This window comes from Actinophytocola sp., assembly GCF_035634895.1.
Lineage (GTDB): Bacteria > Actinomycetota > Actinomycetes > Mycobacteriales > Pseudonocardiaceae > Actinophytocola.
In genome coordinates, this window is sequence record NZ_DASQCC010000153.1 from 14,631 (window position 1) to 28,987 (window position 14,357).

At 69.9% G+C, this 14,357-nt stretch carries 19 protein-coding genes; all 19 read right to left on the reverse strand.

Annotated elements, in window-relative coordinates:
- Positions 1 to 14: 14 nt before the first annotated feature.
- The 19 genes from VET29_RS22970 to VET29_RS23060 all read right to left on the reverse strand — a co-directional run bounded on the left by VET29_RS22970 (position 15) and on the right by VET29_RS23060 (position 14,349).
- Positions 15 to 1,607, reverse strand: coding sequence for a YfjI family protein (locus VET29_RS22970; protein WP_324923839.1), 1,593 nt, complete (start codon positions 1,605 to 1,607; stop codon positions 15 to 17).
- A 192-nt stretch (positions 1,608 to 1,799) separates the two neighbouring features.
- The gene (locus VET29_RS22975; protein ID WP_324923841.1) at positions 1,800 to 2,645 is read right to left on the reverse strand and encodes a hypothetical protein; all 846 of its coding nucleotides are present in this window, start codon (positions 2,643 to 2,645) and stop codon (positions 1,800 to 1,802) included.
- On the reverse strand, positions 2,645 to 3,400 hold the full coding sequence (locus tag VET29_RS22980; protein WP_324923843.1) for a DUF4417 domain-containing protein: 756 nt from the start codon (positions 3,398 to 3,400) through the stop codon (positions 2,645 to 2,647). The genes VET29_RS22975 and VET29_RS22980 overlap by 1 nt, the downstream gene beginning before the upstream one ends.
- Before the next feature lie 74 nt (positions 3,401 to 3,474).
- The gene (locus tag VET29_RS22985; RefSeq protein ID WP_324923845.1) at positions 3,475 to 4,044 is read right to left on the reverse strand and encodes a hypothetical protein; all 570 of its coding nucleotides are present in this window, start codon (positions 4,042 to 4,044) and stop codon (positions 3,475 to 3,477) included.
- Positions 4,041 to 4,277: a hypothetical protein gene (locus VET29_RS22990; protein ID WP_324923847.1), complete on the reverse strand. Its 237-nt coding sequence runs from the start codon at positions 4,275 to 4,277 to the stop codon at positions 4,041 to 4,043. The genes VET29_RS22985 and VET29_RS22990 overlap by 4 nt, the downstream gene beginning before the upstream one ends.
- Positions 4,274 to 4,924: an HD domain-containing protein gene (locus VET29_RS22995; RefSeq protein ID WP_324923849.1), complete on the reverse strand. Its 651-nt coding sequence runs from the start codon at positions 4,922 to 4,924 to the stop codon at positions 4,274 to 4,276. The genes VET29_RS22990 and VET29_RS22995 overlap by 4 nt, the downstream gene beginning before the upstream one ends.
- Positions 4,925 to 4,988: 64 nt before the next feature.
- On the reverse strand, positions 4,989 to 5,813 hold the full coding sequence (locus VET29_RS23000; protein WP_324923851.1) for a DUF7221 family queuine tRNA-ribosyltransferase-like protein: 825 nt from the start codon (positions 5,811 to 5,813) through the stop codon (positions 4,989 to 4,991).
- On the reverse strand, positions 5,813 to 6,271 hold the full coding sequence (locus VET29_RS23005) for a hypothetical protein (RefSeq protein WP_324923853.1): 459 nt from the start codon (positions 6,269 to 6,271) through the stop codon (positions 5,813 to 5,815). The genes VET29_RS23000 and VET29_RS23005 overlap by 1 nt, the downstream gene beginning before the upstream one ends.
- Complete coding sequence (locus tag VET29_RS23010) at positions 6,268 to 6,513, reverse strand: DUF1942 domain-containing protein (RefSeq protein ID WP_324923855.1); 246 nt, start codon at positions 6,511 to 6,513, stop codon at positions 6,268 to 6,270. Before VET29_RS23010 ends, VET29_RS23005 begins: the two co-directional genes overlap by 4 nt.
- 296 nt (positions 6,514 to 6,809) lie before the next feature.
- Complete coding sequence (locus tag VET29_RS23015) at positions 6,810 to 9,062, reverse strand: MotA/TolQ/ExbB proton channel family protein (RefSeq protein WP_324923857.1); 2,253 nt, start codon at positions 9,060 to 9,062, stop codon at positions 6,810 to 6,812.
- On the reverse strand, positions 9,059 to 10,549 hold the full coding sequence (locus VET29_RS23020) for a hypothetical protein (RefSeq protein WP_324923859.1): 1,491 nt from the start codon (positions 10,547 to 10,549) through the stop codon (positions 9,059 to 9,061). The genes VET29_RS23015 and VET29_RS23020 overlap by 4 nt, the downstream gene beginning before the upstream one ends.
- A complete protein-coding gene (locus VET29_RS23025) occupies positions 10,546 to 10,944 on the reverse strand; it encodes a hypothetical protein (protein WP_324923861.1) in 399 nt (132 codons plus the stop codon). The genes VET29_RS23020 and VET29_RS23025 overlap by 4 nt, the downstream gene beginning before the upstream one ends.
- Positions 10,941 to 11,177, reverse strand: a complete 237-nt coding sequence (locus VET29_RS23030) for a hypothetical protein (protein ID WP_324923863.1) — start codon at positions 11,175 to 11,177, stop codon at positions 10,941 to 10,943. The genes VET29_RS23025 and VET29_RS23030 overlap by 4 nt, the downstream gene beginning before the upstream one ends.
- Entirely contained in the window at positions 11,174 to 11,494 is a 321-nt protein-coding gene (locus tag VET29_RS23035) for a hypothetical protein (RefSeq protein ID WP_324923864.1), read from the reverse strand. Before VET29_RS23035 ends, VET29_RS23030 begins: the two co-directional genes overlap by 4 nt.
- Complete coding sequence (locus VET29_RS23040) at positions 11,491 to 12,603, reverse strand: phage Gp37/Gp68 family protein (protein WP_324923866.1); 1,113 nt, start codon at positions 12,601 to 12,603, stop codon at positions 11,491 to 11,493. Before VET29_RS23040 ends, VET29_RS23035 begins: the two co-directional genes overlap by 4 nt.
- The gene (locus tag VET29_RS23045; RefSeq protein WP_324923868.1) at positions 12,596 to 13,174 is read right to left on the reverse strand and encodes a hypothetical protein; all 579 of its coding nucleotides are present in this window, start codon (positions 13,172 to 13,174) and stop codon (positions 12,596 to 12,598) included. Before VET29_RS23045 ends, VET29_RS23040 begins: the two co-directional genes overlap by 8 nt.
- 223 nt (positions 13,175 to 13,397) lie before the next feature.
- Positions 13,398 to 13,559 (reverse strand): hypothetical protein, encoded by a 162-nt coding sequence (locus VET29_RS23050; protein WP_324923870.1) that lies wholly within the window; start codon positions 13,557 to 13,559, stop codon positions 13,398 to 13,400.
- Positions 13,559 to 13,924: a hypothetical protein gene (locus VET29_RS23055; RefSeq protein WP_324923872.1), complete on the reverse strand. Its 366-nt coding sequence runs from the start codon at positions 13,922 to 13,924 to the stop codon at positions 13,559 to 13,561. Before VET29_RS23055 ends, VET29_RS23050 begins: the two co-directional genes overlap by 1 nt.
- Complete coding sequence (locus tag VET29_RS23060) at positions 13,921 to 14,349, reverse strand: hypothetical protein (protein ID WP_324923874.1); 429 nt, start codon at positions 14,347 to 14,349, stop codon at positions 13,921 to 13,923. Before VET29_RS23060 ends, VET29_RS23055 begins: the two co-directional genes overlap by 4 nt.
- Between the last annotated feature and the right edge of the window lie 8 nt (positions 14,350 to 14,357).

A 14,357-nucleotide genomic window follows, 5' to 3' on the forward strand; every position in this document is an offset into this window, starting at 1 on the left:
GCTTTCTGTGCGGGTCACCGGGTGCCCTCCCCCTGCTCGGTGCCGCCGGCACGGCGGTAGGTGGGGTGGGTCCAGTAGGTGGGGCTGGGTGCCCGTCCGCGTTGGCCTTTGGGTCGTTCGGGTTGGGGTTGTGGGTGGATGTGGCCGTGGTCGGTGAGGAGTTCGAGCGCGGTGTCGAGGTCGTTGACTTTCTGGACGGTGGTGTTGCGGACCGCTTTGAACGCGTCTCGTTTGCTGAACCGGGCAGGTCCGGTGCGGGTGAGCCAGTCTTGGAGTCGGCGGGCGGTGTCGAGGTCGGTGTCGGCGCCGATCTGGTCGAAGACGTGCAGGGCGTGGGCGCCGTAGTAGTCGATCAGTTCCCAGGCGTGGGTGAAGGTGTCGCCGGTGATCTCGTGTTCCCATGGGTTGTCTGGGTGGATGGCGGTGTGGAGGAGTCCGGCGAGTCGAGCGGTTTGGCCGGCGGCTTTGCCGCCCCAGTCGCCGATGTGTGCCCAGGCCCCGCCGTGCGGGTTGAGTCTGGTTTCCAGGTCGTCTTGGAGTTCGGCCATCAGGTCGTCGGCGTGTTCGGCGAACACGAACCGAGCAGGGTCCTCCGCCCACCCGTGCAGGGTGTGGGCGATGGTGTGCAACCGGGAGTTGTAGGCGTCCGCGACGTGGTCGGGGACGGGGTGGGGGCGGGCTTTGCGGTGACCGACCAGGCTCACTGGTTGGGAGTAGAGGATGCGGGCGAGGAACCCCGAGCCGCGGAGCATGGCGGTGTTGCCGAGGTCGTCGATCACGGCGGGTTGGATGGTGAGCCCGAGGGTGAGGGCGGGGTGTTCGACCAGTTCGCTGGGCCGGTTGGTGCGGTCCACGCGTAGTTGGGTGCCGGTGTAGCCCTTGAGGAACACGTTGGTGTTGCTGCTCCCCGAGTAGCGGCCGGCGATGATCGCGAAGATCCCACCCTCATCCGACAGGACCGCGAGCCGGCCGCCTTGTTCGGCGAGCACGGTGCCGACCTTTTCGGGGGTGATGTCGTCGACCACGAGTTTGGGTTCGACCGGGATGTCGATCGCCGCGGCGGACAGCGCGGCTTCCACAGCGTCAGCGATGGCGGCGTCCCGATCTTTGTCGTCGGCGATCTTGTCGAGGGTGGCGGCGGTCTTCTCCGCGCGTTCGCTGGCGGCTTCGGCCGCGCGGCGCCGGACCCGGGCGGCTTCGATGCTCTCCTTGGCCTCCTCCCGCAACGCCTTCTCCAGCGCGTAGATCGGACGGACCATCGCGGTGAACACCGGCGACTTCCGCGCGGACGGTTCCATCACCACGACCGTGTACAGGTTGACCGGCTCCACCCAGCCCGGCCGAACCTGCACCACCGCCCGACCACCCGCAGCTGTCGACAACGCGGCCAGCGCGACGCACCCGGCGAGATCGGGCGGGGTCTGGGTAGCTTCGGCGACCGCGGCGACCTGGTCGGCCACCCAGCCCGGCAGCGCGGCCACCGGGAACGGCGGCAGCGACTGGGCAGCGGACAGCGGCAGCGGCAGCTCCCACCCGGCATCTCCCACCCCGTCCCGTGCCGTGTCCGGGCCGGGCACCGAGTACAGCGACCGAGCAGGCTCGCTCATGCCACACCACCGTGTGCGGCACCGGTGATGGCTGCGGGTGTGGTTGTGCTGTCCACAGTGGTGTCTATGGTGGTGTCCACTTTCGGGCCTTTCGTTGTGCGGGCACGGGTGGGGACCAGGGCCTTTGGGTTGGGGCGCGGGAGTCTCACCCGCGCCCCGGCGGTAGCGGGTCGCGAACCGAGCAGGGTGCGGTCAGGTGGGCTTTGATCGGCCCATGTCTTCCAGGGCCTGGACGGCGCGTTGGACGGCGTCGTCGATCTGGAACTTGCCGGCGTCGCCCTGGGACTCGTGGCGGGTGTTGCGTAGCCACTCCACTTCTTGCCTGAGTCGTACGGGCTTGCCGGCAGCGAGGTCGTCGGCGAGTGCGCGGATCTTGGTGAGTTCCTTCGGGTCGGCCCGTGCGAGCGGCACCTCGTTGAGGTCCGCAGCCAGTCGCCGCAGTGGCGCCGGGGTGTCCTTCGGCAACTCGGGTGGGGGTGCGGGCGGGGCGTCGATCCGTTGCAGAGCCATGTCCAGCCGGAACCGGGCCTGGCTGCGTTCGGGCAGCCGGTCCCGCAGTTCCTTGTAGGCGTCCACCCCCTCCTGCGGGGTCTTGCGGCCCATCCGCACGTCGGTGGCGAGCTTGCCCAGCACGTTGGCCAGTGGTTCCCCGTCCACGTCCATCCGCGCCTCCCGCGACGGCATGGCCTTCAGCGCACTGCCGATCTCGCCGTCGTCGTGGTACGCGATCGGCGTGTCCGGGCCGGGGAACGTGCCCCACTCGTTGGGCAGCAACGGCTTGTCCGAGGGCCACCCGGACACCGGCGGCTTCGGCTCCGTCTCCTCCGGCCGTTCCTCCTCAGGCTCCGGCGCGGGTGCCTGCTCGGTTGGCGGGTCGACTGGTGCGAGGTCGTCCTGACCGGGTTCCGGCGCCGGTGCTTCGGCCGGGTCCTCGTCTGGGCGGAAGGTGGCGTCCGGCGGCAGTAGCGGTTCCTCCGGCACTGGCGCCAGCAGTCTGGCGCGTGCCTGCCCGGGGGACTTGCTTCCACGGCCTCCCATCACCGACCACCCCCACCGGTGTTCGTGTGGCGCGTGGGTTTGCGGGTGTCCCAGCGGGACGGGTAGCAGCGCACCTCGGTGCCCTCCGGCAGCCCGGCGGTGACCTGCTCGGTTGGGGGTGTGCCGTACACCAGCACCGTGGCTGGCCGTATCCGGCGGACCATCTCGCCGAACCCGGCCGTGAACAACACCCGCGCATCGGGGTCGCGTTGGGTGCCCACTGTGGACACCGCGACCACGGAACCGCGAGTGATCCCGGCGAACGCGAACGCGTAGGACTGTTCAGTGGACCAGGAGATGGTGGGCACCACCTGCACGCCGTGGGTGAGTAGCCAGGCGCCGCACCAGCGGGACCGGTAGGTCTGCCACATCTGCATCACCAGCGGCATGTCCGTCCACAGCGAGAAGTCCGGAGTGAGCGCGGCACCGACCGACCGGCAGCGGGACAGGCCCCGTTCGGGCTTGCTCCAGACGGTCTCGAACCGGTAGTCGTCCAGGAAGAAATGCACCGCCGCCACCGGATCGGCCGGTGTGCCGTCCGGTGTGGACTGACGCGCCACGGCGGCGCACTCGGTGCGGGAGTTGTAGGCCACCAACCGAGCAGGCACCAACGACGCGGCCGGCAAGGTGGGGATGCCCCACACGTTGTCCGACGGGTAGAGGGCGCGGGTGTTGAGCCGGTCCCAGTTGCCGGGCATCTCGCGCCAGCGGTGACTGGTCCTGGTGCCCCCCAACTCCAACACAGGTTCAAGCACGGGTTCAAGCACAGGCGCGAACCGAGCAGGACCGCTGTCCGGGTTGTCGGGTCTGGTGGTGGCGGGTGGGGCGGTCATGCGACCCTCCTGTGTGGAACGGTGGGGGTGGTCCAGGAAGCGGTGGCCTCTGCGCGGATCTGTTCAGGTGTCCCACCCCGGCCGCAGCCGGGGCAGTGGGTGTCGGTGAACCCGTGTTCGGCCCCGCAGCGCACGCACACGGCCTGAGAACGGCGGCGGACCAGGTCGGCGTGGCTGGGGCAGTGGGCGGCGTGGCGCCAGTCCTGCGCGCCGGACAGGTCCCACGACGCGGTCCGGATCCGGGCGACCACGGCGTGGTCGATCGCGGCCAGTTCACCCCGCAACCGCGACTCGATCACGGCTTGGGTGTTGTCGATCAGGTACGCCACGGCCGGGCCGACCGCGGCGGCGGTCTTGCGCGGGTCGGTGTCAGGCAGCGCCACCCAGGCCGGCGAACCCAGCGCTGGTACCGGTCCGGCAGCGGCGATGGTGGCCAGGAACCGGGCGCGCCAGCAGGACACGGCCGCCATGTCCGGGGCATGCTCAGCTCGCCAGGCACGCGCCTGTGCGAGTAGCCAGGCACGGACCGAGTCCAGAACGGTGGGATCGGGCAGTACGCGACTCATGACGACACCTCCCGCCCGCTGGCCTGCTCGGTTGCCGACGTGCCGACGTCGTCCGCGGGTGGGGGCTGCGTCCCGGCGGCCAGGGCGAGGGCGGTGAGCACGATGGGGCGGTCGAACGGTGTCCACCAGAAGATCGTGACCCGCTGGCCCGGCAGCAGTAGGTCATCGGACTTACCCGACTGGGTCAGGTCGTCGTCGGTGTCGGTGGGGCTGTGGTTCGGGGTGGTGGTCACGCGGCCACGTCCGGCCCGGTGAGTTCGGGCTGGTCGAGCACCCGTCGCACCAGTTCGTCTCGGAGGTCCATCAGGGTGGTGAACTCGCCGACGTAGCGGTGCATGTCGGTGCGCTGGCGGTCGAACACGTCGGTCAGTTCGTCGCGGGTCATCTGCTGTTGCACCAGTCCGGTGCAGTGGTCGAGTAGGTGCACCAGCTTGGGCAGCACCTTGTCGACCCCGCGGACGAACCGGGCCTCCGGCAGCTGTTGCTGCTCGTAGACGCGCAGGGTGTTCGGGAACCAGGGCAGTTGGTGGGTGAACTCGGCGGCGAGCCGGTCGACCGCCGCGGCTTCCCGCCGGGCTTTGGCGGCGCGTTCGGCGTCGGTGATCCGCAGGGTGGGGGTGTCCCCGGCGTAGACCTCGGGGGCGTCGTGCACGAGCGCGAACTGCGCCACCAGCCCGACATCGAGCTGGGGGAACCAGGTGGCGGCGAGCGCGCACGCTGCCCAGCCCAGCATCACGGTGTGGTCGGTGTCGGACTCGGGGGTGGTCTGGTCGGGGTGGTACACCGCCGTGCGGTCCACCCGCCCGAACGCGAGCGCCAGCCGCGCGAGGTCGACCAGACTGTCCGCCAACCGCGCACCGTCGGTCTTGCTGTCTACCATGAGAGTTCTCTCCACATCGGATCGGTCAGGGGTGGGGCGGTTCATGCGGCCGTCAGACATCGGGTCAGGCATCGAACAGCTCCCCCTGGATGTGGCGGCGGGCGTGCGCGGCGGCGAGCACCGAGTTGCGCCAGCGCAGCGCGTACCGCAGGCAGTTCGCGCAGTTGCGGTGTCGGGTGCAGCCCGGCAACGGTGTGCCGATCCGACGCGCGTCGATCGACCACGCGAGGCTGTCCGCTGAGGTGAGTCGGTGGCCGTGAGCGATGAGTCCGAGGGTCTTGAATCCGAACCCGTGCAGGCGGGTCACGCCCCGCTGGTGCAGCGCGGCGAGGATCCGTCCAGCCATGGAACTGGCTTGCAGCCGGCACACACTGCCCACACCCACCAAGGGCTGCTCGGTGAGGTCGACACGTCCGAGCGTCCAGTACAGGTCCACACACCGCCGATGCGCGTCCGGCCCGTCGCCCTGCACCACCGGGATGATGTTCAACTCCGGGGCCAACTCGCGGAGTCGCAGATAGTTGAGCACGGTGCGGCGTTGGTGCTCCTCGACCGTGAGGTGGGTGCCGACGAACCGTTGCCCGTTCACGATGCCGCCGTTGATGATCACCGGTTCGCACATCCAGTCCTGCGGCGCCGCCCACAACAGTTGGCCGACCTCATCCCGATACCGACGCAACCGCGCCACATAATCGCGCGGGCTGACCGTCCACTCGCCACAGCGTTGCAACTCGGTGAACCCGCCGGAGTCGACGGCGAACGGCGACACCGCACGCGGGAGGGTCTTGTAGCCGCGGAGCCGGGTGTCCGACACGAACAACGGCACCCCCGCGGTCCTGAGCCACCCGGGCTGGTGGGTGCCCAACAGGAACTGCACGGGTGTCGCCATCACACACCACCACCCGAGCAGGCCGCCCGTGCGGCGGTGACCACTGCCGGTGGCGGGGTGTACAGGCCCAACCGTCCGGGACCGGGGATCGGGTGCGGGAACGGGCGTGGGTTGGTGAGACACCAGTGCCAGGTGCTGGGTTCGGCCCACGGCGAGCATTGCCGGTCATCGGTGTGCCGGTGCACGTCGACCAGTTCGGCTACACCGAGGTAGCCGGTCGGGTGCCCGCCCTTGTCGGCTGGTAGGGCGAACTGCCGTGCGATGTCGTCGGGCCACTGGTCCCAGGACTGGCTGGCGTGGATGACCAGCAGCCCGCGGTAGCGGGTGGACCAGGTGCGGTTCTCCACATCCTTGCCGCGGTGCAGGATCAGCCCGGCCCAGGGCCGGGCCACGCTCACCGCCCGCACCGGCACGCCAGCCGCGTGGTTACGTGGTTCGGGCGTCCGCCGCGGCGTCATCGGGCCTCACCGCGCCGGGTCGGGTCGATCGCCTCACGCGTCGGGTGTGCGTGGTCGGTGCGGACCGCCTCGACCCGCACGACGTTGGGGGCGGGGCCAGCGACGTCGAGGTAAACCCTGCCGAGCACCGATGTGCCGCGGTTGGGGTGGAAGTCGCTGACCTCCTGCACGGTGAGCACCGCGGTCAACACCGGCAACACGGTGTTGATGTCGGCGCGGGTGCCCATCAACCGGATCTTCATCAATCCTCCAATTCGTCACTGTGTGTGACGGTCGGTGGGTGTGGAAGGTCGGGCGTGCACCGGGATGCGGTGCCGCCGGGGTGGGTGAGATCGGGGTTAGCGCGTGGGTTAGGAGACCGGGAGCGGGTTAGATTTCTAACCCGCTGGGTTAGATCCCGTGACTCCAGCGTCTACCTGCGGAGACTGTGCTGTGGGTTAGCGGGTGAGCGGGTTAGATCGCCGTGGCGTGGGTGCGTCAGCACCCGGTTTTGGCGGGCAGGGCGATGGTCGCGGCGAGCTAACCCGGCCCGCTGATGTCACGCCTGATCGTCGTCCAGGTCGGCGGTCGCCTGCCGCGCCAAAGCGACACGGACAGTGACCGGGTCGATGGGGTATTTGTTCTTGCTGGTCGGGACCTTGACGCCGCGGGCGGAGAGTTCGGCGACCAGCTTCGGGACGGTGAGGTCGCGGTAGGGCCGCCAGTTGGGGGCGAGGGTGCGCAGCGCGCCGATGACCTCCCCGGCCGGCACCGGGTCGTTGTCCAGGACGTCGTCGAGGTCTTCGAGCAGGTCACGGCTGGTTTCGATGGCCAGGACCGGTCGCCTGCCGGCGAGCGGGGTGGCGGGGTCGAGCAGGTCCATGGCGCGGTCGATGATCTCGGTGGCGGCGTCGTAGCCGGTGTCGTCGTTGACCTCGATGAAGAACGTGCGCACGATCTCGTACAGCTCTTCGGTCAGGCCGGTGGTGACCATGGTGCCCCGGTCCACGTTGAACCGCAGTTCGGTGGCCCGGATCCCCGCCGCGAACGACCCGGCACCGAGGAACCCGTCGTTGGACTGCCAGGTCTTCACGGAGAAGCAGCAGTTCACGCCGATGTTCTCCACCAGCGAGGAGGGGATGGCGTCGGCACGGGCGGACTGGGTGTCCCACACGGTGAACACACCGGTCTTCCGGCCCCGCTTCACCACCCGTATAGCCAGGTCAGCGGCGGTTTTGCCGTTCTCCTCGTCGCCGAACAGCTCGTGACACTCGGAGAACCCCACCACCAGGGGCCGCATGTCCGGGTGCTGCTGGGCGATCTGGCGGGTGAGCTTCTTCGCCCCCAACTCCGCGAGCCGGGTCTCCCGCCGCTCGACTTCGGCGAGCAGGTCGTGGAGGTGCTCGGTGGCGAGTGCGGCGTGTACGGGGTCCGCGCCCTTGTGGTAGCGGGACAGGCGCCGTTCGTAGGCGTCGAAATCGCCGTTACCTGCGAAAACATGCACCCGCAGCTCCGCGAGCGGGTCCAGCGCCGCACCGGCGAACACCACCCGCACCGCGTTGGACTTGCCCTGTCCGGGCCGCCCACCGAACCCGGTGTTGCTGCCGTTGATCGGCATCAACACCACGTCACCGCGCTGGGTGATGCCGATCGGCACGCCCTCGAACACGTCCGCCGTACCGTCATGCAGCAGCGGATACTCCGGGGTGGGCTTGTTCATGATCCCAGCGTCGGCGACATACAGGTTCACGCACCCGGCCCGGCCACCCTTCTCCTGCCCGTAATCGGACGGCCAGACCTCCATGGTGATGCGCCGCAGATTCACCGCGAGCACCTCACGCTTGTCCGCGACCATGGACGGCGTCACCCCGTCCGGCAGGTCGAAGATCGCGCGGTAGCCCTTGAACGCCCCCGTTCCCTCCCGCGTCGGGGTCAGCTCGAACCGCGGCATCCAGCCGTCCTTGAACGCCTTGTTCAGGGCCGGGATGTTCAGGTGCCGCAACGCACGCACGATGCCGTCCGCGGTGACCAGCGTGGACATCTCGTCCTGTGTCGTGGTGGACGCCGCGACCCATGCCGGGGTGGTGGCCTTGGTGCGGCCGATGTGCCACAACACCAGCACCAGGATCCACGGCGCGGCCAGCACGAACGGTCCCCACGCGATCGTGAGCGCCCACGCGGTCCACTCGATCAAATCCAGGGTGGCCTGGATCGGGCCGAGGATCCGGGATGCGTCCTGGGACGCTATCGCCAGCAGCACACCCAGCGTGAGCAGGATCCCGAACACCGTGATCCCGAAGATCCCGATGGCTTTCGCGAGGTCCCCCGGCGCCTGCAACCAGTCCATCCGCCGGTCATGCCGGCGTTGGCGGGCCTGTTCGGCTCGGGATTCCCATTCCTGCAACAACTCCTGGTTCCCCGCGGCCTCCGCGCTGCGCAGTTGCCGCTCGTAGCGGGAGTTCGTCTTGGTCTCCCACACCCGCCGCCCCACCACACCCGCGCCTTGCAGCACGTAGAGGGTGTTACGGGCCACGAACTTTGTGGTCGTCTTCGTCCGCGGGTGGGTGACCGCCCTCCGGGCCGCGGTCGCCGCGACCACCACGTCACGGCGATAACCGCGGTAACGCTCCAGCGCCTTCCGTCGCTGCACCGACCGGTACTCCTCATCGGACACCAACTCGGCATCCCACACCGCAGCCGGTTCGAGGCTGCTCGGTTCGCGTCGGGTCACCTCCCGACCCTCACCATCACCTACCGCGGGACCGTCCACGGCGGCGTCGTCCACGGGCGGTGTGGGTTGCTGGTCGTTCATCGCGCACCTCCGTTCAGGGACAGGGACCGGTCGGTGTCCACCGAGACGTCCCCCGACTCATCCACGGACTCGTCCGCGGGACCGTCCGCTCCCGGTCCAGGGACACGGTTCGTGGACCCACCAACGGCACGGTCCGTGGACGTGTCAGTGGTGGTGCTGGACGGGTCGGCGGACAGGGCGTCCGCGATCACATACGACATGGAGCGGGAGATCCCGGGGACCGCGGCCTGCACCCATCGCGCGGTCACCGTCACCGGCCCGCTGTCGGCCAGCGCCGCCCGTGCCCGCGCCAGGTACTCCTCCCGCGTCGGCCGGCCGCCCTTGCCTTTGCTCGCTGCCGGGGTCCGCGGCTCGCGGGTCGTCGATGTCCGGGGGCGGGTCCGCGCCGGGGCGGGTCCGGCAGACGAGGTGGGACGCGTCGTGCCCGCCGGCGGAACCGACGCGTCGTCTGCGGCCGTGTGCGACGGGTCCACCCTCGGGTGTGCGCCGGTGGTGTGCCAAGGTGAGGGCAAGGCCAGTTCCCCCAGTTCGCTGGCGTGCCGGGCGGTCGCGAGGTCGGCCAGCAGCCGTGCCCGCGCCGCCACGTCGTGGGAGACGTTCCCCGCGCGCAGTGCCCGCGCCAACCGGGCCTGCCGGAACAGGGTCCACCGGCCCGCCAACGCCAGCCGGGCCGCACGCGCCACCGCACGATCCCGGGTGCGGGCCAGGGCATCGCGGGTGTCGTCGGCCAACCCGACGCGGGACAGCAGTCGTTCCCGCATTTCTCGCCCGACCCGCGCCCACGTACCGGTCCGGTGCAGCCCTGCCCGCTTCTCGATCCCCAACGCGCGGTCCAGCATGACCAGACCCAACATCGGACCCAACGCCACCCGCGCGAGCCCGTCCGCGAACCCGGACAGCTGCCAGGCCATGTAGCCGGCCAGCCCGCACAACAACCACGCGATCAACCGCGGCGCCCCGGGCCGGCCGTCTCGAATCACGTTGGCGCGCATGCCATACCCACACGCCACCAGAGCAACCTCCAGCACAGCGAACATCACGATCCGCTCCAACTGGACCGGCAGCCCCAGCAACTCGACGGTGTCGGTGATGTGCAGGACATCGCCGAAGAACCGCCAACTCGTGTCGATCGACACCAGCATCGACAGGAACGCCGCGACATAGAAGCCCTTCACACCCACCGGCGCACCCCGCCGCCCCGACACCGGGGTTGACGGGGCCATGTGCCCGTCCCGTGCCTGCTCGGTCGGTGCCGGTGACAGGTCGCGCTCCGCACGCCACCCGTCGACCACCGTGGCCACCACCGCCTCGTGCGGGGTCACGTGGTACCGCGCCAGCCAAACCCGCACCACCTCCGGGGTGGGGTTGGGCTGGTTGTGCTCACACGCATACCGGATCTTGCCGACCAGCGTGTGAATACCGGACAACGCGACCAGATGCACCGGATCCGGCGCCTGCGCAACCGGCTGATACGTCACCGCACTCATCCCGCCACCTCCCCCGACCCCGACCCCGTCTCCGACCCCGTCTCCGAACGGGCCGCTGGTGACTCCGGGCCGGTGCCGGCAGGCAGCGCCGGCCCGGTCTTGACCGCGGCCTGCTGCTGCGCGTCCCGCACCGCGTGGACGAGCCAGCCCACACCCACCAGGCCGGACAGCAGCCCGAACCACGGCGACACCGCGACCGCGAACCCGGCAGGCACCAACACCCCACCCAGTTCCGGCAGGTGCCACCCGACCCACGAGATCACCCGGTCGGTGCGGGTCGGCTCGCCAGGCACCAACACCCGGAACCCATCCTCGGTCCGCACATAATGCGTCCGCACGGTCTTCCCGGCCGTCTTGCCGTTCTTGCTCGTGGTGTTGCTTGTGGTGTAGCTCATCGCATGCCCTCCCCACCAGCACCCGCGGTGCCAGACCGAACCCCAGACGCTCCGTTGTCACTCACTGCCGCGGTGATCGCGTGGTCCACACGCGACATCGCCGCCTCCAACAACCGGGCCAGCAACAGCAGCGGCATACGGGTCAGGTGCAGCGCCACGAACACCAGCAACGCCACCACGAACCCGAGCAGCTTGACCGTGCCGAACCGCGCCAGCACCTCCCACGCACTCACGCCCCCACCTCCGGTGCGCCCGGGATCCAGGTGAGCGCCGGTACCGCCCCCGGTGTCCCGTCGGGGACGGAGGAGAACCACACGTCACCGTCAGGGCCGTCCGGCCCGTCCGGCCAGCTCGGCAGCGCCCACCACCGGCGCGGGGAGCCGGTGAGCATCGCGGTGGTCTGGGCGCTCGTCAGGTCCAGGTTGCGGGCCAGGAACGTGGCGGCGTGCTGCCGGGCGGTGTCGACGTCATGGGTGCCGGTGACGTGCAGCTCACCGTTGTCCTCTTCCGGGGTCCACGCGGACGGTCTCGACCACCAGTAGTAGGTCATCGGGTCACCTCGGTCGTCTCGGTCGTCTCGGGTTGGTCGGGGAACTGGGTCCAGGTCTGCCCGTCCAGGACACGACCAGCGGCGCCTTTGCCAACCCGCACCATCGGGCACCCGCCAGGGTCCAGTTCGCGGTAGGCGACCGGCCGGGACGGTCGGTCGGCGGTGCTGGCCGGGCGCCACTGGCCCCACTGCTTGAACAGGAACGCCACCCGCGCCGCGGCGCACTGGTCACGCAGGTCCCGCACCCACTCCGGGTGCATCGGCCGCGCGCCGTGCCCGGACTCGCCACCGGCGATCACCCAGTCCAACAGCCGACCGGGCGCTACCTGGTCGTACCGCACCCTGCGCGGCTGCCGTCCCAGGGACCACTGGCGGACCGGGCCGTCCGGGTCGTCGACCACCCGGCGCACGAGTCCGCAGTAGTCGCACTCCCACACGGCCGGCACCGTGGTGGCAGACAGCGCGGGATGGTGCTCACACACCAGCCACGGCGTCAGATCGATCGGACCAAGCAGGGGTTCGCAGGACACGAACCGCACCGCCGCCGGTGTCTCCACCAGAGCGGGCACCCGCACATCAGCTCGCTTCTGGTCCTCACAGGACACACCGAGCCACACGTTCGGCAACGGCCATGGACCGTCTTCCACCGCCCGGCAGTCCAGCCCCATGGCATGCGCCTGGGAGGACACCCAAGCGCGGAAGTGCCGCCCGGGTTCGTGTCGGTGGTTCCGATCGCAGCGGCACTGGCTGCGCAACACGCTGCGCATCCGACCATGCCGCTTGGTCAGAATCTGGTAGGTGTGCTGCGGTGTCGACGCCATCACCGCGAACACGCGCGCGATGAACTCGTCCGGCACATCCTTGTGGAACAAGTCCGACATGGAGTTGACGAAGACCTTGCGTGGTCGACGCCACCGCAGCGGCTGGTCCAGCCGTTCCGGGCGTAGCTGCACGTCGAACCCGCGCTCGAAGTGATGCCCCGGCACACCGCGGAACCGTTCGGCGAACGTGCGGGCGTAGCAGTGGTCACAACCCGGCGAGACCTCGGTGCAGCCGGTGACCGGGTTCCACGTCGCGTCGGTCCACTCGATACTCGTGTGGTCAGCCACAGCCGCCACCACCCAGCCGCACACCGGAGTGCAGACAGATCACCGCGGCGAGACCCGCCACGGCGGTAGCCTCGAACACCGACACCGCGACCCACAGTCCTACCGAGTCCGCGCTCGTCCAGTACGCGGCCAGCGCGGCGGTCGGCACGAAGGTGTAGAGGGCCAGATCGGCGATCAGTTGACACCACATACGCAACTGCCGGCGGGTGTCGGGCGCGTTGTGCGCGGTCTCCCACCCCCACACCGGTGCACCCACCACCGCGCTCACCCGGGGTGCGAGGTCTTCGCGGATGTACTGGCCGATGCGGGTGATCTTCAGGTCGTTCTGGATACGGGTCCAGCCCAACACCACCACCACGACCGGCAACGCCAACCACAACACCGGCGACGCGGCCGGCCCGGTGAACCGGCCCGCAGCGAGGACCAGACCGATTCCCGCCCACGTCGCGTACCCCAGGTTGTCGCGGATGGTCATCCGGGTGCGCTGCTCGTCCTTGAGTTCGGTGTACTCGGCGCGGTGCAGGTCCACCACCACGCCAGCGGCGAGGTGAGCGTTTCGTGGGGCGGTCACTGGGAACCACCACCGGTCGAGAGCCGGGCCGCGTGGGCGTGCGCCTGATCGGCCCACCCCTGGTAGGTGTCGCGTTCGGACGGTGCGCTCTCATCGGCGATACGGTGCAACACCGTGGCCTTCCGCTCGTACCAATCGGCCACCAACCGAGCAGGCGCACCCGCACCCGGACGAGTCGACGCCAAAGCGGTGATCGCGACCAGCGTGGATGTCGCGGGGGCCATCACCGGTCACCGACCCGCGCCGCGACGATCAGGCACAGCGTGCAGGTCACCCCGTCACCCGACCGGAACCTCAGCCCCGTACCCGACACGCCACACAACGCCCGCCGCCGGTTACGGACACCCTGGGCACGCGCGTGGGCCACCTTCGGGTTGCGTCCCATCACGCACCCCGCTCCGCCAGCAGCGCCGCTGCTGAGCCGTCCACCCGCTGCGGCGGCACATCCCGGTCGGCGCGGGCCTCGTCCAGCTGACCAATCAACTCGGTGATCGCGTCGTTCGCGGCGTCCTGCTCCGCGGCCAACTGCTCCCGCAACGCGGTGTTCTCCGCACGGGCCTCATCGAGCAGAGCCACCAGAGCCACCAGCTCCGTGGTGTCGGCGAGCCGGCGCCCGGTTGAGGGGCGGGTGTCTACCATGAGGGTCTCTCCACTTCCGCTGTTGTGGTGGTGGTTGGGAACCCCGACCCGGTGGGAGTTGCTGCCAGGCGTCACCACCGGGCCGGGGGTGCTCAGGAATCGGGCGGTCATACCGCCACCCCGTACTGCTGGTCCAGCACAGCGAGCAGCGCCGCAGCCTCGACCTGGACCTGTCCGCCCGGCGAGACCGGGATGCCGAGCGCGGCGCCGTACTCGTAGGCCTGCCGGTGGGTGATGTACTTGTCCAGCCGGGCCTCGACACCGTTCAGGTCCAGCACCGCGGCGATCTCGCCGGAGCTGGACAGGTCGATCACCACCGGCACACCGAACGCGTCCGCCCACAGGCACACCTGCCGCACTTCCGCGTTCTTGTGGAAGTCGTAGCGCGGGCTGAGGTAGACCCGCCCCCACTGGGACACGCCGATGGACCCCAGCGCGGGCAGGTGGTCATAGCCGGACAGCGCGTCGATGACGTGCGCCGCCAGGCGGGTCAGGTCGCCGGTGGTGGTGATGTTGTCGGTCATGAGGCTGCCCATGACTGTCC